This is a genomic window from Pseudomonas sp. LBUM1658, assembly GCF_059716055.1.
Genome location: NZ_CP166798.1, coordinates 5,532,882 through 5,559,822 on the forward strand (window position 1 = coordinate 5,532,882; position 26,941 = coordinate 5,559,822).

The following is a 26,941-nucleotide window of genomic DNA, read 5'->3' on the forward strand; positions in this document are numbered from 1 at the left end:
CCCGAATTCAGTAAACCGACGTGGAAGAGATGGCGCGATGAGCAGCGCCGGATGACTGAAGATTAAGCCTCTAAAAATCGTCAAACAATCCGATAATCGACTAACTGTTCGATTATCGAACAGATTGTTGTCAGCCTATCGGTTCTGCGTGGCTACCAAAAAGCTTCGCGGGCAAGTCGGATCGCCGCATCGCCGCTCCCACAGGAATCTCTGCCAATACACGGTACCTGTGGCGAGGGGGCTTGCCCCCGCTCGGCTGCGAAGCAGTCGTAATTCCGGCGACCGCGATTCGTCAGGCAAAACGCGGTGACCGAATGACGACCGCTTCGCGCTCGAGCGTGGGCAAGCCCACTCGCCACAAAAGCCCGCTCGCCAAATCGACAGTGACTTTTTCAAAACCTGATCAGGTCGCATCCGCATGACTGACCATGCCCTTGATTAGCACCGCGGTGGTTGCCAGCGCTGCTGGAATCACCAGTGCGGTCAGCACTTGCTCGAAGTTCCAGCCCAGCCCCAGCAGCGTAGCGCCCATCCACGCCCCGAGAATCGCGCCAAACCGACCGATCCCGAGCATCCAGGAAACCCCGGTCGCCCGACCCTGGGTCGGATAGAAGCGCGCCGCTAATGACGGCATCGCCGATTGCGCACCGTTGACGCACATACCAGCGACCAGCACCAGGGTTGCCAACAGGGTGATGTTGCCCAGACTCTGCCCGACCGCGTAGGCAAAGCCCCCCGCCAACAAGTAGAAAATACCGATCACCTTGTGCGGGTTGAACCGGTCCATCGCCCAGCCCACCGCCACCGCGCTGAGCACTCCGCCAAACTGGAACAACGCGCCGATGAACGCTGCCTGTTCCATGCTCGCGCCGCTGTCTCGCATCAGCGTCGGCAGCCAGCTGGTCAGCAGGTAGACGATGACCAGCCCCATGAAATAGGTCAGCCACAACAACAAGGTCCCGGCGCTGTAGGTACCGGAGAAAATCACCGCGAACACATTGCGGGCCTTCACGGTTTTCTGTTCCGGCACACTGAAGCTGGCGGCTTGGCCGACGACCGTCGGCTCGATCGGCGCCAACGCCTTGCGCACTTTGTCGGTACCGCGATTGCGCACCACCAGATACCGCGCCGATTCCGGCAGCCAGAACAACAAGACCAGCGCCAGGATCAACGGCAAGATCCCGCCGATCAGCAATAGGCTGTGCCAGCCGAACGCCGGAATCAGCTTCGCCGAAATGAACCCGCCACCCGCCATGCCCAGGTTGAATCCACAAAACATGCTGGTGACCAGCAGCGACTTGTGCCGCTCCGGGGTGTACTCGGACAACAGCGTGGTGGCGTTCGGCATGCCGGCACCCAGACCCAGCCCGGTCAAAAAGCGCAGCATCAGCAGTTGGTCAACGTTGCTGCTGTAGGCCGATGCCAGGCTGAACGCACCGAACAGCAGCACCGCGCCCACCAGCACCACTTTGCGACCGAAACGATCGGCCAGCGGTCCGGAACCCAAGGCGCCGAAGACCATGCCGATCAACGCCGCACTCATCACCGGACCGAGGCTGGCGCGATCGATCCCCCAGTCCTGCGACAGCGCCGGCGCAATGAAGCCCATGGCCGCGGTATCCAGGCCATCGAGGAAGACAATCAGAAAACACAGGATCACCACCCGCCACTGATAGCGGGACAGCGGTTGAGCATTGATAAAGGACTGCACGTCGAGGCAGTTCCCTACAGCAGACTGAGGCAGACTCATTATTATTATTCCACACCAAATATGCAGGCGATCGGATGCCGGCACTGGCCAGCGGGTTCACAAAGGGGGCGCAATACCGGAGTCAGGCAACCTTGGCCCGCAGGCAGAACCGGTGCAGGCAACAGCTGGAGGAAACAGTACTCATGGCGGGGTTGGCCTCTTCATTATTATTGAATCGCCGCCTGGCTGCTGGCAGGTAACCGACTACGCCGGATGGCTCTGCGGCGACATTAATGAAGCAAGGGAAACAGCGTCAATTCGCCAAACACGTATCTGTGCGTTTACCGAACAGCTTAGGTATCAAGCAAACAACTGCGCACTCAGATCGCGACTGGCACTCAGCAGACTGGGCAGAAAACGCTGCTCAAGCTCATTGCGGCTCACACGCCCGGCATGGGTGCTGACATTCAACGCCGCCAGCACTTGCCCGGAAGCGTCGTACACCGGAACGGCGATCGAGCGCAGACCTTGCTCGAGCTCCTGATCGACAATGCACCAACCTTGCTGGCGAACCTGTTGCAGGCATTCGAGCAGTGTTTCGGGGGTGTGCAAGGTGCGACTGGTCTTGGCTTGCAACTCGGCGTGGTCGAGGTATTCGTGGAGCGAGGCATCATCCAGTGCCGCCAGCAGGATCCGTCCCATGGAGGTGCAATAGGCTGGCAGACGCCCGCCCACTGACAGATCGACCGAGATAAGACGCTGAGTCGTCGCGGAACGGGCGATATATAGAATGTCATCACCCTCCAGCGTCGCCATGTTGCAAGCCTCGTGAAGTTGCTCGCTCATGCGATCCAGATAAGGCTGGGCCGAAACTGCCAGCGGCGTCGAGGACAGATAGGCATGGCCCAGCGTCAGCACCTTGGGCAGCAACGAATAGGTACGCCCATCGGTGGTCGCATAACCCAGCTTGATCAGCGTATGCAGGCAACGACGCACCGCCGCCCGAGGAATTTCCGTGCGGTGGCTAATCTGCGCGATGGTCAGATGGCGCTTGCGCTCCTGAAAGGCCTGCACCACCGCCAGACCGCGCGCCAGGGAGGTCATGAAATCCGGGTCACCGGTCAGCGCCTGGATCCGCTTGGCCGGCGAGGCGACGATCGGCGGAGCCACTGAAGCGAATGAATTGCGCAGTTGATCGTTCATTTCAGGTCCTTTGCCCACAGATCGACATCTATTACAGGCTGCTGCGCAGCAGATACGCAAGCTACGGGCAGTCGAGGTTGGGCGATTATCGAACCATTAATCGATAATCGCAATTAGCGCCTTTCGCTCGCACGGGTCGGATTTCTTCTCCCGTGACTCATGCGCGACGTCGCAAATATACAAAAGTTCACACTTTTCGGGATGAACAGGCATAGCCCCCGGAGTCGGGTGCTTACCCCTCACAACTTTGCGCGCATTAATCTCGCAGCAAACACAGAGCACAACTGTCCAGAGGGGAAAAACGTACTTACAATGGAAAATTGTCCGTAACAAAACCTCGCACAAAGTTGACGAGTTTTAACTTCTTGGTGATAGTGTTATTCAAACCGACCGCTATAATGCATCATGTGATGACCGCGGTTTCTTTACACCCTCGGATCCAATTACCCAGGTAGCGCCAGTTCCAGTGGCACTTCCTGCAGCAAGCGCCTGGCGCCCATTCAAATGCCCAGCCAAAACGCTTGCACAAGAACTGTTGCACGGCAGTTGTTCTTCTCTGGTGCCGTGACCGCTTGCCACAAGGATGCTGTTTATCGAATTGCTGTCAAAAGCCAAGGGCTTGTATAACCTGGTCTGGGACACTCCCTTGATAAACAACGATGCTGCAAGGCGTATCACCAGGATTCATCTCAACTCAGTTAGGTAATAATGTGACGAAAGACGAACTGCGCGCGGAACTTGAGCGCCAGGAACAACGCTACAAGGATGTTTACGGCGGGGAAATCACCACCTACGCCGCTCAGCCCGAACCGGAACGCAAACCTTGGCGCAAGCGCGCCAGCATTCTTGATCAGGCCTTTACTCAAGAACTGCAGAAAATGGAAAAGGAACTCAAAGCCGAAGAGCCATGATCGCTCCGGTTTGAATCCTTCAGGGCTGACCATGCCTGTCAGTTAACAGCTGGCTGGATCATCGACCCTGTTCCGCTCGCTACAAGCGGGCGGCTGCCGCCTCGCCCCAACAGGAAGAGGCAAATGGCTCATCGCCGGCCTCACCCACTGAAATTTCCTACGACTATTTCAGCGCTTCGCCTATTCCCCAAAAAACCCTGGCATTTCGGTCATAATCAGCAAAATCAATAGCTTGCCGGACCAGGAAAAAACCCGAGGCCTGGGGGGCTGTTACAAACTAATTCATTGAAGAATGTTACCGATGAACACGTAGTGCATCGATTACTACGGTTTTCTGGCATAATCGCGCCCCCTTACGACCGGGTCAGAATTTCTTCATGATCGATTTATTCAGCGGACTGGATGCTTGGGTGCTTGTGAGCCTCTTGCTCGCCCTGGCCTTTGTCCTCGCCTTCGAGTTCATCAACGGCTTTCATGACACTGCAAACGCGGTGGCCACTGTTATCTACACCAAAGCCATGCCCCCCCACCTGGCCGTGTTCTTTTCCGGTGTGTTCAACTTCCTCGGTGTATTGCTGGGCGGGGTCGGCGTGGCCTATGCAATCGTCCACCTGCTGCCGGTAGAGCTGTTGATCAATGTGAACACTGGCCACGGGCTGGCGATGGTGTTCTCGTTGCTCGCCGCCGCCATCACCTGGAACCTGGGCACCTGGTACTTCGGTATCCCGGCCTCCAGTTCGCACACCTTGATCGGTTCGATCCTTGGTGTGGGCCTGGCGAATGCGTTGATCAACGACATTCCGCTGGCCGATGGTGTCAACTGGCAGAAAGCCATTGATATCGGTGCCTCTCTGGTGTTCTCGCCGATGGCCGGCTTCCTGGTCGCGGGCCTGGTGCTCGTTGGCCTTAAATGGTGGCGTCCGCTGTCCAAGATGCACAAGACCCCGGACGAGCGCCGCAAGCTCGACGACAAGAAACATCCACCGTTCTGGAATCGCTTGGTCCTGGTGATCTCCGCGATGGCGGTGAGCTTTGTCCACGGCTCCAACGATGGCCAGAAAGGCATCGGTCTGATCATGCTGGTATTGATCGGTATCGTCCCTTCGCAGTTCGTGCTCGACCTGACCAGCACCACCTACCAGATCGAACGAACCCGCGATGCGACCTTGCACCTGAGCCAGTTTTATCAGCGCAACAATGCCTCGCTCGGTGAATTCCTGGCCTTGGGCAAAAGCGTCAAAGGCGATCTGCCGGAGAAATTCCGTTGCAATCCGCAACAGACCGAACCGACCATTTCCGCGCTCCTCGGCACGCTCAAAGGTGTAGCGGACTATCACTCGCTGCCGTCGGAAAGCCGTATTGAAGTGCGTCGCTACTTGCTCTGCCTGGATGACACGGCGAAGAAAGTCGGCAAGCTGCCGGCCCTGGATGCCCGTGAAAAGGCTGACTTGAACAAGCTGCGCAAAGACCTGACCGCAACGACCGAATATGCGCCGTTCTGGGTAATTCTTGCAGTAGCCCTGGCCCTCGGCCTCGGCACCATGGTCGGCTGGAAGCGCGTGGTGCTGACCATCGGTGAGAAGATCGGCAAACAAGGCATGACCTACGCTCAGGGCATGTCGGCCCAGATCACCACCGCTTGCGCCATCGGCATGGCCAACATCTTCAGCCTGCCGGTATCCACCACCCACGTGCTGTCCTCGGGTGTCGCCGGGACCATGGTGGCAAACAAAAGCGGTCTGCAAGGCGGCACCGTGAGGACCATCCTGCTGGCCTGGATCCTGACCCTGCCAGCAACGGTAGGCCTGTCGGCCGGTTTGTTCTGGCTGGCATCGAAAGTCCTCGGTAGCTGATCTTCAGCTTGTTGCAAAAAAGGTGCAATCCGTCTGGATCGCACCTTTTTTTATGCCCGCCGGAATGTAATCAGCCCTGAAAAGATCGCAGCCTGCGGCAGCTCCGGCACTTTCTCGCACTCAAAAAAAAAGGCGACCGAAGTCGCCCAAAATGCCTTGCGTGCTCGTGTACCGGAAAGACTTAAGGCTTTTTGCTCTTATGTGCATCGTTCCAGATAAAGAATCCAAACCCTGCGAAAAACACCACCATAAGGCCGACTGTAACCACTCCGGCGATCACTACGTTGTCGAAAAACATGACTGGCCTCCTGCTCTTGCCCTGTTGCGATAGGGCTAAGTTAACCAATCAGGCTTCAATAAAAATTGACCGGGATCAATAGCGCCCGAAAGAAGATGTAAAGAAGGGAAATAACTGACCTGCGTCAACGGACGCAGGGGGATTCAACGCTTTTTCGGTTTGTTTTTCGGCTTTTTCCTGGCTTTTCCCAACGGCATGGCCTGTTCGAAAGCCTGGCGGACTTCGTTCAGGCGTTTTTCATTGAGGTCATGCACGCGCTTGGCACGCTCGGAGTTCAGGTCTATCAGCTTGTCGTCTTGGCTCATGGCGTTGATTGCATCGTCTGGCTGTCGGTCGAATTCAGGCGCAGCAGGGCAACCGCACTGCACCCCGGAGTCTGCCCATAATGCGGTGTGATGCCGGTGCTGACCAGTCGCCAGCGGAGTCGGCAGCAAACTTTTACACCTTGCACGACGCTAAACCTCGACATCCACCCACAATCCCTGACGCGGCTGATCGTCCATCAGCGGCACCACGGGCACGGTGTTGTCTGCGTTGAGCTCGTCACCGGGCACGGCCAGATGCGACTGCGGATCTTCATCGGCTTCGCGCCGACGTTTATTGCGTTGCTGCTGACGTTGCTGCTCTTCACGTAATATCAACGCCGAATGTTCGGCATCGCGTTTTTGCAGATCGATGGTGCTTTCATTGGAGCTCGGTTGCACCGGCACTACAGGCGGAATATCCGGAGTGGAGCGGACCGGATCCTGCTGAGAAGTGATTGGCACGACACTCAAGGGAAGTATCGGTGGCAGCATAATTATTAGTCTCCTGTCAGCAGGCTGTCGGCTGCCAGGGTGGCGACTTGAGCCATCGGGCGCAAACTTGTGACCCGCTCATCACCGTAACCCTTTGGTCTGGAGGCCTCGATCCGTTAATATAGTCGGCTTTTTCAAGGCGGGAGTCAGGCAGCATGGCGCAGCAGTATCAACCGGGGCAACGCTGGATTAGTGACAGCGAAGCCGAGCTAGGTTTAGGCACCGTTCTGGCACAGGACGGTCGCTTGCTGACCGTGCTCTATCCGGCCACTGGCGACACTCGTCAGTATGCGCTACGGAATGCGCCCCTCACTCGTGTGCGGTTCTCGCCGGGTGACTCGATCACTCACTTCGAAGGCTGGAAACTGACCGTGCGCGAGGTCGACGATGTTGACGGCCTGCTGGTCTACCACGGGCTCAACGGGCAGAACGACGTGGTGACCCTGCCGGAAACCCAGCTGTCGAATTTCATTCAGTTCCGCCTGGCCAGCGACCGTCTGTTCGCCGGGCAGATCGACCCGCTGGCGTGGTTTTCGCTGCGTTACCACACCCTCGAACACACCAGCCGCCAATTGCAATCCTCACTCTGGGGCCTGGGTGGCGTGCGTGCGCAACCGATCGCCCACCAGCTGCACATCGCCCGCGAAGTGGCCGACCGGATTGCGCCACGAGTTCTGCTGGCCGACGAAGTGGGTCTGGGCAAGACCATCGAAGCAGGCCTGGTGATCCATCGCCAACTGCTCTCCGGTCGCGCCAATCGGGTGCTGATCCTGGTCCCGGAAAACCTTCAGCACCAGTGGCTGGTGGAAATGCGCCGGCGCTTCAACCTGCAGGTTGCCTTGTTCGATGAAGAACGCTTCATCGAAAGCGATGCCGCCAACCCGTTCGAAGACACCCAGCTCGCACTGGTTGCTCTGGAATGGCTGGTAGACGACGAGAAGGCCCAGGACGCGCTGTTCGCGGCCGGCTGGGACCTGATGGTGGTCGACGAAGCGCACCACCTGGTCTGGCATGAAGATCAGGTCAGCGCGGAATATGCGCTGGTCGAGCAGCTTGCGGAAGTGATTCCTGGCGTGCTGCTGCTGACCGCGACCCCGGAACAATTGGGCCAGGACAGCCACTTCGCGCGTCTGCGCCTGCTCGATCCGAATCGTTTCCATGACCTGCACGCGTTCCGCGCCGAAAGCGAAAACTATCGCCCGGTGGCCGAAGCCGTTCAGGAGCTGCTGGACCAGGGCCGTTTGTCCCCGGCAGCGCATAAAACCATTCAAGGCTTCCTCGGCGACGAAGGCGAAGCCCTGCTCACCGCCGTCAACGATGGCGACATCGAAGCCAGTGGGCGCCTGGTCCGTGAACTGCTGGACCGCCACGGCACCGGCCGCGTGCTGTTCCGTAACACTCGCGCCGCCGTGCAAGGCTTCCCGGAGCGCAAGCTGCATCCGTACCCCCTGCCGTGCCCGGACGAATACCTCGAGTTGCCGCTGGGTGATCACGCCGAGTTGTACCCGGAAGTCAGCTTCCAGTCCCAGCCGGACGTCAATGAAGAAGAGCGCTGGTGGCGCTTCGACCCGCGGGTCGAGTGGCTGATCGACACGCTGAAGATGCTCAAGCGCACCAAAGTGCTGGTGATCTGCGCCCACGCCGAAACCGCGATGGACCTCGAGGACGCCTTGCGCGTGCGCTCGGGCATCCCGGCCACGGTCTTCCATGAAGGCATGAACATCCTCGAGCGTGACCGCGCTGCCGCCTACTTCGCGGATGAAGAGTTTGGCGCCCAGGTGCTGATCTGCTCGGAAATCGGCAGTGAAGGCCGCAACTTCCAGTTCTCGCACCACTTGGTGCTGTTCGATCTGCCGGCGCATCCGGATCTGCTGGAACAGCGGATCGGACGTCTGGACCGGATCGGCCAGAAACACACCATCGAACTGCACGTGCCGTACCTGGAAACCAGCCCGCAACAACGCTTGTTCCAGTGGTACCACGAAGCGCTGAATGCCTTCCTCAACACCTGCCCCACCGGCAACGCCCTGCAGCATCAATTCGGTCCGCGCCTGTTGCCGCTGCTGGAAAGCGCCGATGACGATGAATGGCAGAGCCTGATCGACGAAGCCCGCAGCGCCCGCGAGCAACTGGAAAGCGAGCTGCACAGCGGTCGTGACCGCTTGCTGGAGCTCAATTCCGGCGGCGCCGGCGAAGGTGATGCGCTGGTCGAGGCGATCCACGAACAGGACGATCAGTTCGCCCTGCCGATCTACATGGAAACCCTGTTCGACGCCTTTGGCATCGACAGTGAAGACCATTCGGAAAACGCCCTGATCCTCAAGCCGAGCGAAAAAATGCTCGACGCCAGCTTCCCGCTGGGCGACGACGAAGGCGTGACCATCACCTACGACCGCACCCAGGCGCTGTCTCGCGAAGACATGCAGTTCATCACCTGGGAACACCCGATGGTGCAAGGCGGCATGGACCTGGTGCTGTCCGGTTCGATGGGCAACACCGCCGTCGCGCTGATCAAAAACAAGGCGCTCAAACCCGGTACCGTGTTGCTGGAACTGCTCTACGTCAGCGAAGTGGTTGCCCCACGCTCGCTGCAGCTGGGTCGTTACCTGCCTCCGGCCGCGCTGCGCTGCCTGCTCGATGCCAATGGCAACGACTTGTCGACCCGCGTGTCCTTCGAGACCTTGAACGACCAGCTCGAAAGCGTGCCACGGGCCAGCGCCAACAAGTTCATCCAGGCTCAGCGCGATCAGCTGACGCCTAAGATCAACGCCGGCGAAGCGAAAATCGCACCACGTCATGCCGAACGGGTGGCCGAAGCGCAACGTCGCCTGGCTGCCGATACCGACGAAGAACTGGCGCGCCTGACTGCCTTGCAAGCGGTCAACCCGACCGTGCGCGACAGCGAGCTGATCGCCCTGCGCCAGCAACGCGAGCAAGGCCTGGCCATGCTCGACAAAGCGGCTTTGCGTCTGGAAGCGATACGGGTGTTGGTAGCGGGCTGATTAGCAGCTCCCTCCCCCGACAAAAAAAGGCCCGCGCGATGCGGGCCTTTTTTTGTTACCACTGAAAACCATCAGTGTGAGGAAGATCGCCAAGATCGCAGCCTGCGGCAGCTCCTACAGAATTTGTGTCCACCCGCAACTTCGCGGGTGTGCAGGATCACTGTAGGAGCTGCCGTAGGCTGCGATCTTTTGATCTTAAGCAGTCACCACCGGAATCTGCGGCTCAACGGCAACCAACCCTTCCTTCATCCGCTGCGCATCCCGAACGAAACAACGCGAAGCCTGGAACAGAAACAGCATGGTCAGGAACAACGCCACCGGGATCAGGTACATCGCGTCATGCAGGCCAACGGCCTTGAACGCCTCGGTCATCTGCTCGGCACCGGCCGAGAGCATCGCGGCATGGGCGAAGTGATCGGACAGAGCACCCACCACAATCGGCCCCATCCCACCACCCAACAGATACAGCCCGGCAAAGAACAACGCCATGGCAGTGGCCCGCAAACGTGGCTCGACCACGTCCTGAATCGCGGTATAGACGCAGGTATAGAAGTTATAGGCAAACAGCCAGCCCAGGCTGAACACCGCGACAAACACCCCGATCTCGATCCGTCCGGCGTGCAGCGCCCAAGCGGTGGCCAGGGTCGAGATGATCAGGCTGCCGGCAGCGAACAGCAGTCGACCGTTAGCCACTCGCTGGTGAATCTTGTCGGCCACCCAGCCGCCAAGGGTCAGGCCGATCAGTCCGGTCACGCCGACGATCACCCCGGTCGCCACTGCCGCTTCCTGCAAGGGCATCAGGAAATAACGCTGCAGCATCGGCACCAAAAAGGAGTTGCAGGCATAAGTGGCGAAGTTGAAAGTCAGCCCCGCCAACACCAGCCACAGAAAGGTCGGGATCGCCAGCACCCGGCGGATTGGTCGATCGACCGGTTCCTGGGAGACCTGGACGGCTTCTGCCGCGCCACGCTTCGGTTCCTTGATGAAGAACATGAACACTGCCAACAGCAATCCCGGCACCGCAGCGATAAAAAACGGTGCGCGCCAACTGTCGAACGCCTGGACCATAGCGCCGATGGTGAAAAACGCCAGCAGCAGTCCCAGCGGCAAGCCAAGCATGAAGATGCCCATGGCCCGAGCCCGGCGATGGGCCGGAAACAGGTCGCCGATCAGCGAGTTGGCGGCCGGCGCGTAGCTGGCCTCACCAATACCCACCCCCATGCGTACCAGCAGGAAGCCCCAGAAACTGCCCACCAGGCCATTGACCGCGGTCAGCCCACTCCACGCCGCCAGCCCCCAGCCCATCAACTTGCGGCGAGAACCAGTGTCGGCCATCCGCCCCAGAGGCAGCCCGGCGATCGCGTAAACGATGGTAAAGGCAGTGCCGATCAAGCCGATCTGGAAGTCACTCAGGTGCCATTCCATTCTGATCGGCTCGATGATGATGGCCGGTATGGTGCGATCGAAAAAGTTGAACAGATTGGCCAGAAACAGCAGGAACAGAATGCGCCAGGCATTCGCCGCTTGGTTCGAGTTCTGCATAGGTCTGTCTCTTTTATTGTTATTGGGGCGTGGCTGCCACCCGGAATCAGCAATCTAGTCAGACCCGCCAGACCTGTCTGTAATTATTCGTAAAGCTGATACCCCCTCATGGAGACGGGTGCGGGGGCTGATTTACTTTCGGTTCTAAGCATTCCCGAACTCATTGCAAAATGCTTGAGATTAATGTGCCATCACCCCTTGCGGTCCATACACGGCATCTATACTCCAACGACTCATCAGCACTTATGGCGCTGGGCGCTGACTGAATCAGAGATGGAGCATGCTATGGATTGGCTTGGTTTGCGTTTTGTTACCGAGCTTCCAGAGAGCGGGCAAGTTGTACTTGATTGCAGTCATAACCCCTTTCTGGTGCTGTTGGCTTATGTGGTTGCGTGCGTGGCCGGCTTTGCAGTTCTGGATATGACCGAGCGTGTCGGCCATGTGGAAAAATTCGCTTCCAAACGAATCTGGTGCTGGGTCGGAGCTTGTTGTCTGGCTGGCGGTATCTGGGCCATGCATTTCATCAGCATGCTGTCATTCCAGGCGCCGATTGAAATCCACTATGAGCTGCCGATTACCCTCTTCTCATTGCTGATTGCCTTGGTCGCGTCATTGCTGGCGATGTACACCCTCAGTCACGCCCACCTCAATCTATTGCAGTACCTGCAAGCCTCGGTATGGATGGGCCTGGGAATTGCCGCCATGCATTACACAGGCATGGCCGCCATGCGCTCGAATGCCACTGCCTACTACCAGCCCATGCTGTTTGTCTTGTCCATCGTGATCGCCATTGGTGCCAGCCTCGCCGCCTTGTTGCTGTCTCGTCATTTGCGTGACGGCAGTGGCTTTATTCACCAACTGCTCAAATACAGCGCCAGCCTGGTGCTCGGGGCCGGTATCGTCAGCATGCACTTCACCGGCATGTGGTCAATGATCCTGGTACTGCCCGCCGGCAACCTTGAGCAACTCCCCGCCGACAACAACCACATGCAATTGGGTCTGACCATCGCCGTCATCACCTTGTTGATTATCGGCAGCAGCATCAGCGCCGCACTGGCGGACAAGAAACTGCAGAACAAGGAGCACGATCTGCGCCGGGTCAACGCGCTGCTCAGCCAACTGGATCAGGCCCGCATGTCGCTTCAACATGTGGCCCATTACGATGCCTTGACCAACTTGACCAATCGCCGCGGCTTCAATCAGATCTTCGCCGAGAAGCTCATCGATAAAACTACCCACGGCGGCATGCTGGCGGTGTTGTTTCTGGATATCGATCACTTCAAGCGCATCAACGATAGTCTTGGTCATGACGCTGGCGACGAGTTGTTAAAAGTACTCGCCAGCCACATCAAGGGCGCGACCCGCAGCCATGAGGATGTGGTTGCGCGCTTTGGTGGTGACGAGTTTTGCATCCTGATCAACCTCCACCATCGTGATGAAGCACGGCACATGGCGCAACGGATCATGCAAAAAATGAAGGAGCCGATCGAGCTGTCCGGGCGGCGCATGGTCATGACCACCAGCATTGGCATCAGCGTGTTTCCCGACGATGGCAAGACCTGCGAGGAACTGCTGAAGAATGCTGACCTGGCGCTCTATCAATCCAAAGGCAGTGGTCGTAACGGGTTGCATTTTTTCAGTCCCAATCTGAAAACCAAGGCCACCCTCGAACTGCAACTGGAAGAAGAGTTGCGCAATGCATTGCGCGAGGAAAGCGGGCTGATGCTCTATTACCAGCCGATTCTTGACTTGAAAAGCGGCAAGGTCAGCAAGCTTGAAGCCTTGGTGCGCTGGCAACATCCCACCCATGGCTTGTTGGCGCCTGATCGGTTTATCGGTATTGCCGAAGCCAACGGGCTGATCGCCGAATTGGACAATTGGGTGCTGCGCAAAGCCTGCGAGGACCTGAGCACGCTATCCCGCCAGGGCTGTTCGGAGTTGAAAATCGCAGTGAATTGTTCGGCCCTCAACCTGGCACGCGAAGAACTCGTCGACGAGATAGAAAGCGCCCTGCGATCCAATGGTGTCGCCCCGCAACGGCTGGAACTGGAGGTTACCGAAAACGCCCTGATGGGCAACATCGCCAATACGCTGGTATTGCTGCGGCAGATTCGTGCACTCGGCGTCTCACTATCGATCGACGATTTCGGCACCGGCTACTCGTCCCTGGCCTACCTCAAGCGGTTACCGCTGGACACCTTGAAAATCGACCGTTCATTCATCCAGGACATTCCCCGGTCGACCCAGGACATGGAGATAGTCCAGGCCATTATCGTCATGGCCCACACACTGCACTTGCAAGTAGTCACCGAAGGCGTCGAAACCGTTGAGCAATACGATTTCCTCAAGCTCTACGGCTGTGATTTCGTTCAGGGCTATTTGCTCAGCCCGCCGGTCCCGCTGGATGAATTGCATCCGGTGCTGAACGAAATCAACCTGCGTAAACAGCGCAGCCCGGCGACCCTCAGTCTTGTGGGGATTGCCCACGGTACAGTTTGACCAACGTCGAGGGATCTTTTTCCTGGTTGCCCTGGCCACTGTGCAAGCGCATCAGTTGGGCAGCCAGTCCGCTGATGGGGGTGGCCGAGCCTTGCTCGCGGGAAAACGTCACGGCAGTGTCCAGGTCCTTGACTAAGGTGCGCACATGCCACTTCACCGGTTCGAAACGGCTTTCGGCCATTTGCGGGGCAAGAATCTGCAGCGGTCTGGAATCGGCAAAACCACCGGCCAGTGCCTCGGCAATCAATCTTGCATCGACGCCTGAGCGCTCTGCCAGGGCCACCACTTCGGCGATCACCAGTGCATTGCAAGCGACAATCATCTGATTGCACGTCTTGGTTACCTGCCCTGCCCCCACTGCGCCCATGTGCGTCACCCGCTGCCCCAGGGTCAAGAGGATTGGCCGCAGCCGCTCGACATCCGTCGCGTGCCCACCAACCATGATCGCCAGGCTGCCGGACTCGGCTCCAGCGGTGCCACCCGAGACCGGTGCATCGAGCCAGCCCATACCCGTTTCGCTGAACAATTGTGCGGCCATCTCCCGGGTTGCGGTCGGCTCCAGACTGGAAAAGTCCACCAGCAACTTCCCGGCCGTTGCCCCCTGCGCCACACCCGCCGTAGCAAATACCACCTCCCGCACTACCGCCGTGTCGGCCAGGCACAGCATCACTATATCGGCCTGTTGGCACAGCTCAGCAGGAGTTGCCACTTGCCGCGCTCCGGCCTCGACCAACGCCGCGCACTTTTGCGGATTGCGGTTCCAGACTGCCAACGGATAGCCTGCAGCCAACAGGCGGCGACACATTGGCAAGCCCATCAAACCGATGCCGGCAAAGGCCAAAGAAGGTAATGCAGCACTCATAACTCACTCCTGCCGAACTGAAGAATGTCGATTATTGGAACTGCGGTATGTATGCGACGGTTTGCATGACGCAGTTCAAGTGTGGGAGCGGCGGTGCGGCGATCCGACTTGCTCGCGATAGCGGTAGAAAAGACACCAACCCCCCCCGCCCCGACTCACAATCAGTAACAATTAAGCAGCTCGTCGATTCCCTACTCAACTGTTCCCGTTACGTGCACGTCACCCTCGCCAGATCCGAGCTGTGGCCTTTCTCTACGGCATCGTGCCATCACTCTGTTCGCGGTTACTCGCCTACACACTTTTACCTGCCGATTGCACGCACTTTATTGGTGCATAGATTCAAGCCTGCGCCCTTTCCTGGATCAGAATCCATGGCGAAACCACCACTGCCCAGAGCTGCGGATCACGCTCGAGAAGATCCTGCGCCCGCGACGCAGACACCTTGCCAAGCTCCTCGCCGGCCAACCAGGCAGCCACTTTCCCGGCCTGGTTCTCGGCCACGGCTTCTGCTGCTTCGATCAAATCCAGAGAGGCGTCGACCCACAATAGGGCACCCTTGGCGAAGAACGGTTCAAGCTCCTTCCAGGTAATAGATGCGGTTTCACCAAGCAGCTTGGCATAGAGGGTGCTAGGTTCTTGAGTCATGGGTTTCACCAGAAAAGAAAACGACGCAATCATAACGTCGCTGGCCTGGCAGAAAAACCCAGCTACAAATGAGTGATTGATACAAAAGTTCAGGAACGCCAAGGATTGTCTGCTGAATTAAGGTCAGACCCGCCGCAATTCTGTCTTTTTCTTTCAATTAAGCGACACCCCCGGGTTTTGTCCCCAGCAGCCAGCTTTTCAAGCGAACAACCGGCGCTCTACACTGTACCGGTACAGTTGCCAGGGGCATTTCCGGAAAGAGACTTACGTTATCTGATCCGGTTCTGAAGCTTTGGCTACCAGGACTATAAAAATTACAACAGTAAGAGTGGAGCACTATGAATAAGGCTACTAAGCAGATTTCCAAACTGTTTGCCGCTATGGTTCTGGCCGGGGTTGCCAGCCATTCGTTCGCAGCTGACACCATCACCATCGGCATTGCCGGCCCGAAAACCGGCGCCGTGGCGCAATATGGCGACATGCAGTTCAGTGGCGCGAAAATGGCCATCGAGCAGATCAACGCCAAAGGCGGCGTCGATGGCAAAAAGCTCGTCGCCAAAGAATACGATGATGCCTGCGATCCAAAACAAGCCGTAGCCGTAGCCAACAAAGTCGTCAACGACGGCGTCAAGTTCGTAATCGGTCACCTGTGCTCCAGCTCCACTCAACCGGCTTCGGACATCTACGAAGACGAAGGCATCATCATGATCACTCCGGCTGCCACCAGCCCGGACATCACTTCCCGCGGTTACAAAATGATCTTCCGTACTATCGGTCTGGACAGCGCCCAGGGCCCTGCCGCCGGTAACTTCATCGCTGATCACGTCAAACCGAAAGTTGTTGCGGTCATCCACGACAAGCAGCAATACGGTGAAGGCATCGCTACCGCGGTGAAGAAAACCCTCGAAGGCAAAAACGTCAAAGTTGCCGTGTTCGAAGGTATCAACGCCGGCGACAAAGACTTCTCCTCGATGATTGCCAAGCTCAAACAAGCCAACGTCGACTTCGTCTACTACGGCGGTTACCACCCTGAGCTGGGTCTGATCCTGCGTCAGGCCAAGGAAAAAGGCCTGAAAGCCGGCTTCATGGGTCCGGAAGGCGTGGGTAACGCTTCGATCTCGCAAATCGCCCAGGACGCCTCCGAAGGCCTGCTGGTGACCCTGCCGCAATCCTTCGACCAGCTTCCTGAAAACAAGGCCCTGGTAGAAGCGTTCAACGCGAAGAAAGAAGACCCGAGCGGCCCATTCGTGTTCCCGGCCTACGCCGCGGTCCAGGTGATTGCCGGCGGTATCGAAAAAGCCAAAAGCGAAGACACTGCCAAAGTGGCCGAAGCCATCCATTCCGGTACCTTCAAGACGCCAACCGGCGACCTGAGCTACGACAAGAATGGTGACCTCAAAGACTTCAAATTCGTGGTCTACACCTGGCACAAAGACGGCACCAAAACCGAAGCCAAGTAATTGACTTAGCTTGAGCCAAAGCCCACTGCGCGAGCCGTGGGCTTTGTTTTACGAGGTAATGGGCCGTGCATCCGTGATCCGGAAGCCTCCCCACCTGAAAATCTCAAAACCGTCATCAGCGGTTCGCTGGCAAAACTCATGTTCGAAGTGGATACAGTTCCACAGGGCATGAGCGGGAAAATGACTCGACCAGTGAAATGCGTATCAGGTTTTTAGGAGCGCTGTAATGCCTGACATCTATCACTTCTTCCAACAGCTGGTTAACGGTCTGACCGTTGGTAGCACATATGCCCTGATCGCCATCGGCTATACGATGGTTTACGGCATTATTGGAATGATCAACTTCGCCCACGGCGAGGTGTACATGATTGGTTCCTACGTGGCTTTTATCGCCCTTGCCGGGCTGGCTGCGTTTGGTTTGGAAAGCCTGCCGCTGTTGATGACCGCAGCCTTCGTTGCGAGCATCGTCGTCTGCAGTGCCTACGGCTACAGTATCGAACGGATCGCCTACCGCCCCTTGCGTGGCAGTAACCGCCTGATCCCACTGATCTCGGCCATCGGCATGTCGATTTTCCTGCAGAACACGGTTCTGCTATCGCAAGACTCCAAGGACAAATCCATCCCCAACCTGATCCCGGGCAACTTCAGCTTCGGTCCAGGTGGTGCACATGAAGTGCTGATCTCGTACATGCAAATCATGGTGTTTGTCGTCACGCTGATCGCCATGCTCGCGTTGACCTTCTTCATCTCCCGTTCGCGCCTGGGCCGTGCCTGCCGCGCTTGCGCCGAAGACATCAAGATGGCCAACCTGCTGGGCATCAACACCAACAACATCATTGCCCTGACCTTCGTCATTGGTGCTGCACTGGCTGCGATCGCTGCGGTTCTGCTGAGCATGCAGTACGGCGTGATCAACCCGAACGCCGGCTTCATGGCCGGGCTCAAAGCCTTCACCGCAGCTGTTCTGGGCGGTATCGGCAGCATCCCCGGCGCAATGCTCGGCGGGTTGGTGCTGGGTGTGGCCGAAGCCTTTGGTGCCGATATTTTCGGCGACCAATACAAGGACGTCGTCGCGTTCGCCTTGTTGGTACTGGTGCTGCTTTTCCGGCCAACCGGTCTGCTGGGTCGTCCGGAGATTGAAAAAGTATGACTAAGAATCTTAAATCGGCGTTCTTCAGCGCCCTGCTGGTCTGGGCGGTCGCCTATCCGGTGCTTGGCTTGAAGCTGACCATCGTCGGTATCAACCTCGCCGTTCACAACACCAGCCCCGTCACGCTGTTCATCATTGCGGCCTGTTCGGTGCTGATGTTCGTGCGGGTATTGTTCGACACGCAGATCAGCGCGGCCTGGAAGTCCTCGCCGAGCATGCCGCTGATCCCGGCCAAGGCCAGCAACTTCCTGACCTTGCCGTCGACCCAGCGCTGGATCATTCTCGGCCTGATCATGATTGCCCTGGTGTGGCCGTTCTTCGGTTCGCGCGGCGCGGTGGATATCGCCACGCTGATCCTGATCTACGTGATGCTCGGCCTTGGACTGAACATCGTGGTCGGTCTGGCTGGGCTGCTCGATCTGGGTTACGTCGGTTTCTATGCCGTCGGCGCCTATAGCTATGGGCTGCTGTCGCACTACTACGGACTGAGCTTCTGGATCTGCCTGCCGATTGCCGGGTTGATGGCGGCCACCTTCGGCTTCCTGCTCGGTTTCCCGGTGCTGCGCCTGCGCGGTGACTATCTGGCGATCGTGACCCTGGGTTTCGGTGAAATCATCCGTCTGTTGCTGCGTAACTTGACCGGCCTCACTGGCGGCCCGAACGGCATCAGCAACATCGAGAAACCAACCCTCTTCGGCCTGTCCTTCGATCGCACGGCCGCTGAAGGCGTGCAGACCTTCCACGAGTATTTCGGCCTGCCCTACAACTCGATCAACAAGGTGATCTTCCTTTACCTGATCGCGTTGGTGCTGGCGCTGTGCGCCCTGTACATCATCAACCGCCTGCTGCGCATGCCGATCGGCCGTGCCTGGGAAGCGCTGCGTGAAGACGAGATCGCCTGCCGTGCCCTGGGCCTGAACCCGACCGTGATCAAACTCTCGGCCTTTACCCTGGGTGCCAGCTTCGCCGGTTTCGCCGGCAGCTTCTTCGCCGCGCGCCAAGGCCTGATCACCCCGGAGTCGTTCAACTTCCTGGAGTCGGCGACCATCCTCGCCATCGTGGTACTGGGCGGCATGGGCTCGCAATTGGGGGTAATCCTCGCCGCGGTCGTGATGATTCTGCTGCCCGAGCTGATGCGTGACTTCAGCGAGTACCGCATGTTGATGTTCGGCGCCTTGATGGTGCTGATGATGATCTGGCGCCCACAAGGTCTGCTGCCCATGCAACGTCCCCACATGGAGCTGCGCAAATGAGCCGCGAGATCCTGAAAGTAACTGATCTGAGCATGCGCTTCGGCGGCTTGCTGGCGGTCAATGGCGTGGCCCTGACCGTCAAGGAAAAACAGGTTGTGTCGATGATCGGCCCCAACGGCGCCGGCAAGACCACCGTGTTCAACTGCCTGACCGGGTTCTACCAGCCCTCCGCCGGCACCATTGTGCTGGACGGCGAGGAAATCCAGGGCTTGCCGGGCCATAAGATCGCCCATAAAGGCGTAGTCCGGACCTTCCAGAACGTGCGCCTGTTCAAGGACATGACCGCGATCGAGAACCTCTTGATCGCCCAGCACCGTCACTTGAACACCAACTTCCTGGCCGGTCTGTTCAAGACCCCGGCGTTCCGCAAAAGCGAGAGCGACGCGATGGACTACGCCGCGTACTGGCTGGACAAGGTCAACCTGACCCAATTCGCCAACCGTCCGGCCGGCACCCTGGCCTACGGTCAGCAGCGCCGCCTGGAAATCGCCCGCTGCATGATGACCCGTCCGCGGATCCTCATGCTCGACGAACCGGCTGCCGGCCTCAACCCGCGGGAAACTGAAGACCTCAAGGCGCTGATCGGAACCCTGCGTGAAGAGCATGACGTGACCGTGCTGCTGATCGAACACGACATGAAACTGGTCATGAGCATCTCCGACCACATTTTCGTGATCAACCAGGGCACGCCTCTGGCCAACGGTACACCGGAGCAGATCCGGGATAACCCTGAAGTGATCAAAGCCTACCTGGGGGAAGCGTAAATGCTGCAATTCGAAAACGTTTCCACCTTCTACGGCAAGATCCAGGCGCTGCACGGCGTCAACGTCGAAGTCCGCCAGGGCGAGATCGTGACCCTGATCGGTGCCAACGGCGCGGGCAAGTCCACCCTGCTGATGACGCTTTGCGGTTCGCCGCAAGCCCATAGCGGCAGCATCCGCTACATGGGCGAAGAACTGGTCGGCCAGGACTCCTCGCGGATCATGCGCAAGAGCATCGCCGTGGTGCCGGAAGGTCGCCGGGTGTTCGCTCGCCTGACCGTGGAGGAAAACCTCGCCATGGGCGGTTTCTTCACCGACAAGGGCGACTATCAGGAGCAGATGGACAAGGTGCTGCAGCTGTTCCCGCGGCTCAAGGAACGCTTCACCCAACGCGGCGGCACCATGTCCGGCGGCGAACAGCAGATGCTCGCCATCGGCCGGGCACTGATGAGCAAACCCAAGCTGTTGCTGCTCGATGAGCCGTCGCTGGGATTGGCACCGATCATTATCCAGCAGATCTTCGACATCATCGAACAGCTGCGCCGCGATGGCGTGACGGTGTTCCTGGTGGAGCAGAACGCCAACCAGGCGCTGAAAATCGCCGACCGCGCCTATGTACTGGAAAACGGTCGGGTGGTGATGCAAGGCACTGGGGAAGACTTGCTGACTGATCCAAAAGTGCGCGAAGCCTATCTGGGCGGTTAAGCACTCGCTTAAAAAAAAACGGCCTTTGGGCCGTTTTTTTTGGCTCGCGTCCCTGTAGGAGCTAGCTTGCTCGCGATATAGGTAGTCCGTTCCTTTCTCTTCCATACTGACATCGCTGGAAGTCAGCTGTCGGCGAGGAAGGAACATGCACCTGCGAGCTACGAATATGCTCGCGAAGCACTCGATGATTAGTCCATCACCTTCGAGCCCACAGGTGCGCTTGCGCCCGATAACGAATTCTCAGGGAAAGCCACACACGGCTCTCTATATCGCCTTCGCTGGACGCAAGCATGCATGTCCCTGCATGTACTTTAGCGCTCTTGTGGAGGTTTTCCATGCAGCCGCTCCTAGCTCAGAATTTCACTGCTTATGTCGGAATTGATTGGGCGGACGCCAAGCACGACACCTGTTTGCAGGTAGCTGGAGAGACTCAGCGGAGTTTCGAGGTCATCGATCACAAGCCGGAGTCGATTGATCGGTGGGCCAAGTCGCTGCATCAACGCTACGGTGGCCCGATCGCGATTGCCGTGGAGTTGGACAAAGGGCCGCTGATAGCGGCTCTGCAAAAATATGAGTTCTTTTGCCTGTTTCCGATCAATCCGAGCACCCTGGCCCGGCACCGTAAAACCTTTGTGCCGAGTGGCGCCAAGGATGATCCGACGGATGCTCAATGGGCGCTCGAGCTGTTGCTCAATCACCCCGAACGGTTTCCTCAGCTGGTCCGGCAAAGCCCGGCCATGCGTTCGCTGGCCAGCCTGACCGAGCATCGCCGCGGCTTGGTCGATGACCGGGTCAAGATCAGCAATCGCCTGGTCTGCATGCTCAAACAGTACTATCCGTTGGCCCTGGAGCTGTTCCACGACCATGACACGCTGGTTTTCTGTGAGTTCCTGACGCGCTGGTCGACGTTTGAAATGCTTAAGCGCGCTCGGCCAACTACCGTTTTGAAGTTCCTCCACGCGCATAATGTTCGCCATTTCCAGCTCAATCAGCAGCGTTTGGCGTTGATCGCCAACGCCATGCCATTGACTGACGATCCGGGAGTGGTCAGCCCTTCAGCACTGTATGTGCGGGCCCTGGTGCCGCAACTGAAAGGGATCATCACGGCGATCAAAGACTTTGATCGGGAGATCGAAAAAACCGCCAACACCCTGGCCGACTACCGTCTCTTCAAGGCCTTGCCCGGCGCGGGACAGCATCTTGCGCCGCGGCTGATGGTGGCCTTTGGGGAGCAGCGGGATCGCTTCAAGCGATGCCAGTGCCGTGCAGCGATATGCCGGGATCGCCCCGGTCACCGAACGCAGTGGCAAGAAAAAAGTCGTCCACTGGCGCTATCAATGCGCAACGTTTTTGCGCCAGACCTTTGTTGAATGGGCTGCACACAGCATCAACCAGTCGGTATGGGCCGAGGCGTATTATCGCCAGCAAAGAGCCAAAGGCTGCTCATATCAAGCGGCCCTCAGGGCACTGGCGTTCAAGTGGATACGGATCGTTTATCGGTGCTGGAAGACCAGCACCGTGTACGACGAAAACGTTTATCTACAGGCCTTGCTCCGGCATGGCTCGCCTTTGATCAGCGAGCCGGACAACGCCAAACCGAGTTGACGGAAAGGCTCAGGGCGCGATGGACGTTAACGATAACGCGTGCTTTCTGAATAAACGCGCCGACCTTGAGTCCATCGCGAGCAAGCTCGCTCCTACAGTAGAGCAGCCTTCGGCAGGTGCTACAGGCGATCCAGGGCCTCGCCACTGCGCTTGAACCAGTCGACCAGGTAATCGGCCAACACCTGCGTGCGTTTGGGCAGGCCGCCCTGATAGGGATGCACCAGATACATCGGCATACTGCGGGTCTGATAGTCGCGCAGTAGCCAGCGCAGACGGCCATCGGCCAGTTCCGTTTGCAGCATGTAGGAAGGCAGTCGAGCGATACCGGCACCGACCAGCGCGGCTTTCTTCAGCAGGTTGTAGTGGTTACTGGCAAACGGCCCCGAGACGCGGACTCGGAGCAACTCATGCTGTTGGTGGTAGAGCCATTCTTCACGGCCGCTGTAATGACTGTTGAGCAGACAGCGGTGCTCGGCCAGATCTGCTGGCGTCTGTGGCTCGCCGTACTGTTTAACATACGCCGGGCTAGCGCAGGTCATTTCATGCCAGGCCAGCAGCGGTTTGGCCACCAGTCGCTCATCGTTGGCCACGTCCGAGCGAATCGCCAGATCAAAGCCGTCCCGGGACAAATCGCGGTAGCTGTTGTTCAGCTCCAGTTCGATCTGCACTTCGGGATATTGCCGGGAAAACTCCAGCAACAAGCCATCGAAAAAGGTCTCGCCCAGGGACACCGGGACAGTCATGCGCACCGGACCGACCATGTCGTCCTTCAAGCGAGCCAGGGCCTGGCGCGCTCGCTCGAGCTGAACCACCAGCGCCTGGGCTTGCGGCAATAGCGCCGCCCCCGCTGCCGTCAGGCTCAGGCGTCGGGTAGTGCGTTGCAATAACACCACCGCAAATCGTCCCTCCAACTGGCTGATGCGCTTGGACAACTGGCCCTTGCTGCAACCCAGTTGCTGCGCCGCCAGTGTGAAACTGCCAGCCTCGATCAGCACCGCGAACGCCGCCAGGTCATCCATTTCACTCATGGATTGTTTCCGTTTGAAAACCAAAGGTTGCCTATTAGCGCGCTTATCAATGGAAAAAACCACTCTAGACTGAAACTTCATCCAACCGCTTGAGGAACAGCACGATGAAAATTCTTTTGATTGGCGCCACCGGCACCATAGGTTCAGCCGTTGATCGTGAGCTGGCGCCGCGCCATGAAATCATCCGAATCGGCCGTAAAAGCGGGGATTTCCAGGTGGATATAAGCGACAGCGCGTCGATCCGCAAGCTGTTTGAACAGACCGGAAAATTCGATGCGCTGATCTGCGCCGCCGGCAATGTCAACTTCGTCCCTCTGGCCGAGATGACCGAGAAAGACTTCGCCCTGGGCCTGCAAGACAAGCTGATGGGCCAGGTCAACCTGCTGCTGATCGGCCGCGAGTTCGCCAATGACGGAGCCTCGTTCACCTTCACCACCGGTGTCCTCAGTCATGACCCGATTCGCACTGGCAGTTCCGCAGCGCTGGTCAACGGCGCCATCGACAGCTTCGTTCGCGCCGCCGCCATCGAGTTGCCACGTGGGCTGCGCGTCAACTCGGTGAGCCCGAACGTACTGGTCGAAGCCATGGACAGCTACGCACCGTACTTCCGTGGATTCAAACCGGTCCCAGCGGTTGACGTGGCGCTGGCCTATGCGAAAAGTGTGGAAGGCTTGCAGACGGGTCAGACGTTTCACGTCGGCTGACGACTGCGAGCATCAGGCGCGCTGGACTCTAGTCATTCGATGAGCGTGGGCAAAAGGTCGCGGGCAATCGCCCGTGGCACCCCAACCCTGAACTGCGCGCCCAGCTCCGATTGCACGGTCGCCGTGGCTATATACCGGCCATTGATCAGTACCGTCAGTGGTTGCTTCATCGAGTCAAGGCTGATCTTGCGCATTCGCTCGGCCGCTTGAGGGCTGAGCGTGACGCTCAACTCCACCCTGTCGGGGTTGAGGCTGTCGATATCCTTTAGCTGCGCGTCCACTTTGATAAAGTCCGAGGCCGACAAAAAATTGATCTCGGCGGCCTGACTGGGCATCACGCCCATCATCGCCAGTGACAATACAACCCATCTCCAATCCGCTGGCATCTTCTGCCCCTCGCAATTTTTCAACAGTTTCGAAGCTTAGCTTTTGCACCACGCTAAAGCAGCCTCTGTTAATGCTCAGAATGTTGCGGAAAAATCCTTGCCCGCCAGATCCGGTTCAACGGCGGTCTTGTGATGCTCCGCCAGCCTGCGTAACGTGACGGCACTTGTCAGGAGACCACTCGATGCATGTTGCCCGTTCCATAGCGATTCTTGCCCTGCTGCCGCTGTTCGCCGGCTGCCAGATGTTCAGCAGTCAACCTGCAACCCCTTCCAAGGCAGGACTGACCCGCATGCAGGGCGAACTCAGCGCCGCCAATGGGAAATTGCTGTTCCAGCCGTGCCAGGACACTCGTCGTTATGTGGTGAATGACACCAGCGGCACTAGTGTCCTGCAGGAAACAGCGGATCTGTCCGACCAGCCAGGCAAGATTTTCGCCGACCTGCGAGGCAAGTTATCCGCCGCCGCTGCCGGCACCGAAGGCCAGGTTGATTTGCAGCAGCTCTATCGCCTAGAACGTTCGAACACCGCCTGCGATGACCCGGAGTTCAAGCGCATGATTCTGCGCGCCAGTGGCCACAAGCCGGAGTGGAGTCTCAAGGCCAGCGGCAAGGGCATGGTCCTGGAGCGCGAAGGCCAGGCCGCTCTGGCGGTGCCTTACCTGGAAGAACAATTGGGTGAAGGGCGTTTCAACCTCGCCACCGAAGCCAATGGCCAGCATGTCGAACTCTGGGCGGTACCCCAGCGTTGCGTCGACAACGTCACCGGCAGCGTGCAACACATGAGCGCCGAACTGCGGGTCAACGGCCAGGTACAGCGCGGTTGCGCGTCGTTTGGCGGCTCGCGGGACGACTGATTCGACGAACCGGGGGTTTTAGCCTCACGGAAAACCGCCGTTGAGGCTTATAATCGCTGGTTTTGTAAAACTGCCTGCGCACTTGACTGCGCCGCATATCGGACCTTGTCATGTTACGAATCACTGAACTCAAGCTGCCCATCGACCATCCCGAAGAAGACCTGCGGCCTGCCATCGTGCAGCGCCTGGGCATCGCCAGTGATGACCTGCTCGATTTCACCTTGTTCAAGCGCAGTTACGACGCGCGCAAGAAGTCTTCCGAACTGTGCTTCATCTACACCATCGACCTCAGCGTGCGCGATGAGGCGAAGCTGCTGCACAAGTTCGCCGACGACCGCAACGTCAACCCGGCACCGGATGTCAGCTACAAAGTCGTTGGCCAGGCTCCCCAGGACTCGAGCGAGCGGCCGATCGTGGTCGGCTTCGGCCCGTGCGGGATCTTCGCCGGGTTGTTGCTGGCACAGATGGGCTTCAAGCCGATCATCCTCGAGCGTGGCACCGAAGTCCGTCAGCGCACCAAGGACACCTGGGGCCTGTGGCGCAAAAACGTGCTCAACCCTGAATCGAATGTGCAATTCGGTGAAGGCGGCGCGGGCACCTTCTCCGACGGCAAGCTTTACAGCCAGATCAAGGATCCGAAACATCACGGCCGCAAGGTCCTGCATGAGTTCGTCAAGGCCGGCGCGCCGGAAGAGATCCTCTACGTCAGCAAGCCGCATATCGGTACGTTCCGTCTGACCGGCGTGGTCGAGAACATGCGCCATCAGATCGAAGCCCTGGGCGGCGAAGTACGCTTCCAGCAGCGGGTGACTGATGTGTTGATCGAAGACGGCCAGTTGAAGGGCATTGAGCTGGCCAGCGGTGAACAGATCCATTCCCGGCACGTGATCCTCGCCCTTGGCCACAGCGCCAGGGACACCTTCCGCATGCTTCACGGCCGCGGGGTGTACATGGAAGCCAAACCGTTCTCGGTGGGTTTTCGCATCGAACACCCGCAATCGTTGATCGACAGCGCGCGTTTGGGCAAATACGCCGGGCACCCGAAACTCGGTGCGGCCGACTACAAGCTGGTGCACCACGCCAAGAACGGACGCTCGGTCTACAGTTTCTGCATGTGCCCTGGCGGTACGGTGGTGGCGGCAACGTCCGAGCCGAACCGGGTGGTCACCAACGGCATGAGCCAGTACTCACGCAACGAGCGCAACGCCAACTCGGGGATCGTGGTCGGCATCACCCCGGAAGTCGATTATCCGGGCGGTCCGCTGGCCGGTATCGAGTTGCAGGAACGCCTGGAGTCCCACGCCTTTATCCTCGGCGGCAGCAACTACGAGGCTCCGGCGCAACTGGTCGGCGACTTCATTGCTGGCAAGCCGTCCACCGCGCTGGGCAGCGTCGAGCCGTCCTACAAGCCGGGCGTGGCACTGGGTGACCTGGCGCTGGCCTTGCCGGACTACGCAATCGAAGCCATTCGTGAAGCCTTGCAGGCGTTCGACAAGCAGATCAAGGGTTACTCCCTGCACGACGCCGTGCTGACCGGGATCGAAACCCGCACCTCATCGCCGCTGCGGATTACCCGTAACGAGACGATGCAGAGCCTGAACGTCAAAGGCCTGTTCCCGGCCGGCGAAGGCGCAGGCTATGCCGGCGGGATTCTGTCGGCGGGTGTCGACGGGATCCGCATCGCCGAAGCGGTGGCGCGGGATATGCTCGGGATCGAGGCTTAAGGCTCAAGA

22 protein-coding genes and 1 pseudogene are annotated in these 26,941 nt (G+C 58.6%); 13 read left to right on the forward strand and 10 right to left on the reverse strand.

Going from position 1 to position 26,941, the window contains the following annotated elements; translation table 11 throughout:
• Positions 1-403 precede the first annotated feature (403 nt).
• Both pcaK and pcaR read right to left on the reverse strand, forming a co-directional pair.
• Complete coding sequence (pcaK, locus tag ACA064_RS25570; protein WP_497670614.1) at positions 404-1,750, reverse strand: 4-hydroxybenzoate transporter PcaK; 1,347 nt, start codon at positions 1,748-1,750, stop codon at positions 404-406.
• Between the two features lie 300 nt (positions 1,751-2,050).
• A complete protein-coding gene (gene pcaR / locus ACA064_RS25575; RefSeq protein ID WP_497670615.1) occupies positions 2,051-2,893 on the reverse strand; it encodes a pca regulon transcriptional regulator PcaR in 843 nt (280 codons plus the stop codon).
• 710 nt (positions 2,894-3,603) lie between these two features.
• Between pcaR and ACA064_RS25580 the strand changes: the two genes are divergently transcribed.
• On the forward strand, positions 3,604-3,804 hold the full coding sequence (locus ACA064_RS25580) for a hypothetical protein (protein WP_150641610.1): 201 nt from the start codon (positions 3,604-3,606) through the stop codon (positions 3,802-3,804).
• A gap of 377 nt (positions 3,805-4,181) precedes the next feature.
• On the forward strand, positions 4,182-5,657 hold the full coding sequence (locus ACA064_RS25585; RefSeq protein WP_497670616.1) for an inorganic phosphate transporter: 1,476 nt from the start codon (positions 4,182-4,184) through the stop codon (positions 5,655-5,657).
• Between the two features lie 181 nt (positions 5,658-5,838).
• On the opposite strand, the gene ccoM is transcribed toward ACA064_RS25585, so the two are convergent.
• The 3 genes from ccoM to ACA064_RS25600 all read right to left on the reverse strand — a co-directional run bounded on the left by ccoM (position 5,839) and on the right by ACA064_RS25600 (position 6,752).
• On the reverse strand, positions 5,839-5,955 hold the full coding sequence (ccoM, locus tag ACA064_RS25590; protein ID WP_318184109.1) for a cytochrome c oxidase subunit CcoM: 117 nt from the start codon (positions 5,953-5,955) through the stop codon (positions 5,839-5,841).
• Between the two features lie 143 nt (positions 5,956-6,098).
• The gene (locus ACA064_RS25595) at positions 6,099-6,260 is read right to left on the reverse strand and encodes a hypothetical protein (RefSeq protein WP_191624241.1); all 162 of its coding nucleotides are present in this window, start codon (positions 6,258-6,260) and stop codon (positions 6,099-6,101) included.
• A 150-nt stretch (positions 6,261-6,410) separates the two neighbouring features.
• Positions 6,411-6,752 carry an aspartate-semialdehyde dehydrogenase gene (locus ACA064_RS25600; RefSeq protein ID WP_497670617.1) on the reverse strand — a complete coding sequence of 114 codons (342 nt, stop codon included), beginning with the start codon at positions 6,750-6,752 and terminating at the stop codon, positions 6,411-6,413.
• Positions 6,753-6,907: 155 nt separating this feature from the next.
• On the opposite strand from ACA064_RS25600, the gene rapA reads away from it, so the two are divergent.
• Complete coding sequence (rapA, locus tag ACA064_RS25605) at positions 6,908-9,754, forward strand: RNA polymerase-associated protein RapA (protein WP_497670618.1); 2,847 nt, start codon at positions 6,908-6,910, stop codon at positions 9,752-9,754.
• Between the two features lie 195 nt (positions 9,755-9,949).
• Here rapA and ACA064_RS25610 read toward each other — a convergent pair whose 3' ends face one another.
• Entirely contained in the window at positions 9,950-11,296 is a 1,347-nt protein-coding gene (locus tag ACA064_RS25610) for a spinster family MFS transporter (RefSeq protein WP_497670619.1), read from the reverse strand.
• Between the two features lie 285 nt (positions 11,297-11,581).
• Here ACA064_RS25610 and ACA064_RS25615 point away from each other — a divergent pair, with 285 nt between their 5' ends.
• Positions 11,582-13,795: a putative bifunctional diguanylate cyclase/phosphodiesterase gene (locus ACA064_RS25615; protein WP_497670620.1), complete on the forward strand. Its 2,214-nt coding sequence runs from the start codon at positions 11,582-11,584 to the stop codon at positions 13,793-13,795.
• Here ACA064_RS25615 and ACA064_RS25620 read toward each other — a convergent pair.
• Both ACA064_RS25620 and ACA064_RS25625 read right to left on the reverse strand, forming a co-directional pair.
• Complete coding sequence (locus ACA064_RS25620) at positions 13,761-14,657, reverse strand: NAD(P)-dependent oxidoreductase (protein ID WP_497670621.1); 897 nt, start codon at positions 14,655-14,657, stop codon at positions 13,761-13,763. The genes ACA064_RS25615 and ACA064_RS25620 overlap by 35 nt on opposite strands.
• Positions 14,658-14,996: 339 nt before the next feature.
• The gene (locus tag ACA064_RS25625; RefSeq protein WP_497670622.1) at positions 14,997-15,302 is read right to left on the reverse strand and encodes a DUF2288 domain-containing protein; all 306 of its coding nucleotides are present in this window, start codon (positions 15,300-15,302) and stop codon (positions 14,997-14,999) included.
• Between the two features lie 338 nt (positions 15,303-15,640).
• Between ACA064_RS25625 and ACA064_RS25630 the strand changes: the two genes are divergently transcribed.
• From ACA064_RS25630 to ACA064_RS25655, 6 genes and pseudogenes are all read left to right on the forward strand, one after another.
• The gene (locus ACA064_RS25630; protein ID WP_497670623.1) at positions 15,641-16,762 is read left to right on the forward strand and encodes a branched-chain amino acid ABC transporter substrate-binding protein; all 1,122 of its coding nucleotides are present in this window, start codon (positions 15,641-15,643) and stop codon (positions 16,760-16,762) included.
• A gap of 226 nt (positions 16,763-16,988) precedes the next feature.
• A complete protein-coding gene (gene livH / locus ACA064_RS25635) occupies positions 16,989-17,912 on the forward strand; it encodes a high-affinity branched-chain amino acid ABC transporter permease LivH (protein WP_497670624.1) in 924 nt (307 codons plus the stop codon).
• Positions 17,909-19,165 (forward strand): high-affinity branched-chain amino acid ABC transporter permease LivM, encoded by a 1,257-nt coding sequence (locus ACA064_RS25640; protein WP_497670625.1) that lies wholly within the window; start codon positions 17,909-17,911, stop codon positions 19,163-19,165. Before livH ends, ACA064_RS25640 begins: the two co-directional genes overlap by 4 nt.
• Entirely contained in the window at positions 19,162-19,929 is a 768-nt protein-coding gene (gene livG, locus ACA064_RS25645) for a high-affinity branched-chain amino acid ABC transporter ATP-binding protein LivG (protein ID WP_497670626.1), read from the forward strand. Before ACA064_RS25640 ends, livG begins: the two co-directional genes overlap by 4 nt.
• On the forward strand, positions 19,930-20,631 hold the full coding sequence (locus ACA064_RS25650) for an ABC transporter ATP-binding protein (RefSeq protein ID WP_497670627.1): 702 nt from the start codon (positions 19,930-19,932) through the stop codon (positions 20,629-20,631).
• 335 nt (positions 20,632-20,966) lie between these two features.
• A pseudogene (locus tag ACA064_RS25655) lies at positions 20,967-22,236 on the forward strand (IS110 family RNA-guided transposase).
• Between the two features lie 119 nt (positions 22,237-22,355).
• On the opposite strand, the gene ACA064_RS25660 reads toward ACA064_RS25655, so the two are convergent.
• Complete coding sequence (locus tag ACA064_RS25660) at positions 22,356-23,264, reverse strand: LysR family transcriptional regulator (protein WP_497670628.1); 909 nt, start codon at positions 23,262-23,264, stop codon at positions 22,356-22,358.
• Between the two features lie 104 nt (positions 23,265-23,368).
• Here ACA064_RS25660 and ACA064_RS25665 point away from each other — a divergent pair, with 104 nt between their 5' ends.
• Positions 23,369-23,968, forward strand: coding sequence for a short chain dehydrogenase (locus ACA064_RS25665; RefSeq protein WP_497670629.1), 600 nt, complete (start codon positions 23,369-23,371; stop codon positions 23,966-23,968).
• A gap of 32 nt (positions 23,969-24,000) precedes the next feature.
• Here ACA064_RS25665 and ACA064_RS25670 read toward each other — a convergent pair whose 3' ends face one another.
• Complete coding sequence (locus ACA064_RS25670; RefSeq protein WP_497670630.1) at positions 24,001-24,354, reverse strand: hypothetical protein; 354 nt, start codon at positions 24,352-24,354, stop codon at positions 24,001-24,003.
• 182 nt (positions 24,355-24,536) lie between these two features.
• Here ACA064_RS25670 and ACA064_RS25675 point away from each other — a divergent pair, with 182 nt between their 5' ends.
• Together ACA064_RS25675 and ACA064_RS25680 are read left to right on the forward strand one after the other, a co-directional pair.
• Positions 24,537-25,208: a COG3650 family protein gene (locus tag ACA064_RS25675; RefSeq protein ID WP_497670631.1), complete on the forward strand. Its 672-nt coding sequence runs from the start codon at positions 24,537-24,539 to the stop codon at positions 25,206-25,208.
• 110 nt (positions 25,209-25,318) lie between these two features.
• Positions 25,319-26,932, forward strand: a complete 1,614-nt coding sequence (locus ACA064_RS25680; protein WP_497670632.1) for an NAD(P)/FAD-dependent oxidoreductase — start codon at positions 25,319-25,321, stop codon at positions 26,930-26,932.
• The last annotated feature ends 9 nt before the right edge of the window (positions 26,933-26,941 follow it).

Bases quoted from the DNA above. Each gene is read 5' to 3' on its own strand.
- ACA064_RS25680 (WP_497670632.1), top strand. From the start codon at position 25,319: ATGTTACGAATCACTGAACTCAAGCTGCCCATCGACCATCCCGAAGAA.
- pcaR (WP_497670615.1), bottom strand. From the start codon at position 2,893: ATGAACGATCAACTGCGCAATTCATTCGCTTCAGTGGCTCCGCCGATC.
- ccoM (WP_318184109.1), bottom strand. From the start codon at position 5,955: ATGTTTTTCGACAACGTAGTGATCGCCGGAGTGGTTACAGTCGGCCTT.
- livG (WP_497670626.1), top strand. From the start codon at position 19,162: ATGAGCCGCGAGATCCTGAAAGTAACTGATCTGAGCATGCGCTTCGGC.
- rapA (WP_497670618.1), top strand. From the start codon at position 6,908: ATGGCGCAGCAGTATCAACCGGGGCAACGCTGGATTAGTGACAGCGAA.
- ACA064_RS25585 (WP_497670616.1), top strand. From the start codon at position 4,182: ATGATCGATTTATTCAGCGGACTGGATGCTTGGGTGCTTGTGAGCCTC.
- ACA064_RS25665 (WP_497670629.1), top strand. From the start codon at position 23,369: ATGAAAATTCTTTTGATTGGCGCCACCGGCACCATAGGTTCAGCCGTT.
- ACA064_RS25610 (WP_497670619.1), bottom strand. From the start codon at position 11,296: ATGCAGAACTCGAACCAAGCGGCGAATGCCTGGCGCATTCTGTTCCTG.
- ACA064_RS25670 (WP_497670630.1), bottom strand. From the start codon at position 24,354: ATGCCAGCGGATTGGAGATGGGTTGTATTGTCACTGGCGATGATGGGC.
- ACA064_RS25600 (WP_497670617.1), bottom strand. From the start codon at position 6,752: ATGCTGCCACCGATACTTCCCTTGAGTGTCGTGCCAATCACTTCTCAG.
- ACA064_RS25615 (WP_497670620.1), top strand. From the start codon at position 11,582: ATGGATTGGCTTGGTTTGCGTTTTGTTACCGAGCTTCCAGAGAGCGGG.
- ACA064_RS25630 (WP_497670623.1), top strand. From the start codon at position 15,641: ATGAATAAGGCTACTAAGCAGATTTCCAAACTGTTTGCCGCTATGGTT.
- ACA064_RS25620 (WP_497670621.1), bottom strand. From the start codon at position 14,657: ATGAGTGCTGCATTACCTTCTTTGGCCTTTGCCGGCATCGGTTTGATG.
- ACA064_RS25675 (WP_497670631.1), top strand. From the start codon at position 24,537: ATGCATGTTGCCCGTTCCATAGCGATTCTTGCCCTGCTGCCGCTGTTC.
- ACA064_RS25625 (WP_497670622.1), bottom strand. From the start codon at position 15,302: ATGACTCAAGAACCTAGCACCCTCTATGCCAAGCTGCTTGGTGAAACC.
- ACA064_RS25660 (WP_497670628.1), bottom strand. From the start codon at position 23,264: ATGAGTGAAATGGATGACCTGGCGGCGTTCGCGGTGCTGATCGAGGCT.
- ACA064_RS25650 (WP_497670627.1), top strand. From the start codon at position 19,930: ATGCTGCAATTCGAAAACGTTTCCACCTTCTACGGCAAGATCCAGGCG.
- ACA064_RS25640 (WP_497670625.1), top strand. From the start codon at position 17,909: ATGACTAAGAATCTTAAATCGGCGTTCTTCAGCGCCCTGCTGGTCTGG.
- ACA064_RS25595 (WP_191624241.1), bottom strand. From the start codon at position 6,260: ATGAGCCAAGACGACAAGCTGATAGACCTGAACTCCGAGCGTGCCAAG.
- livH (WP_497670624.1), top strand. From the start codon at position 16,989: ATGCCTGACATCTATCACTTCTTCCAACAGCTGGTTAACGGTCTGACC.
- pcaK (WP_497670614.1), bottom strand. From the start codon at position 1,750: ATGAGTCTGCCTCAGTCTGCTGTAGGGAACTGCCTCGACGTGCAGTCC.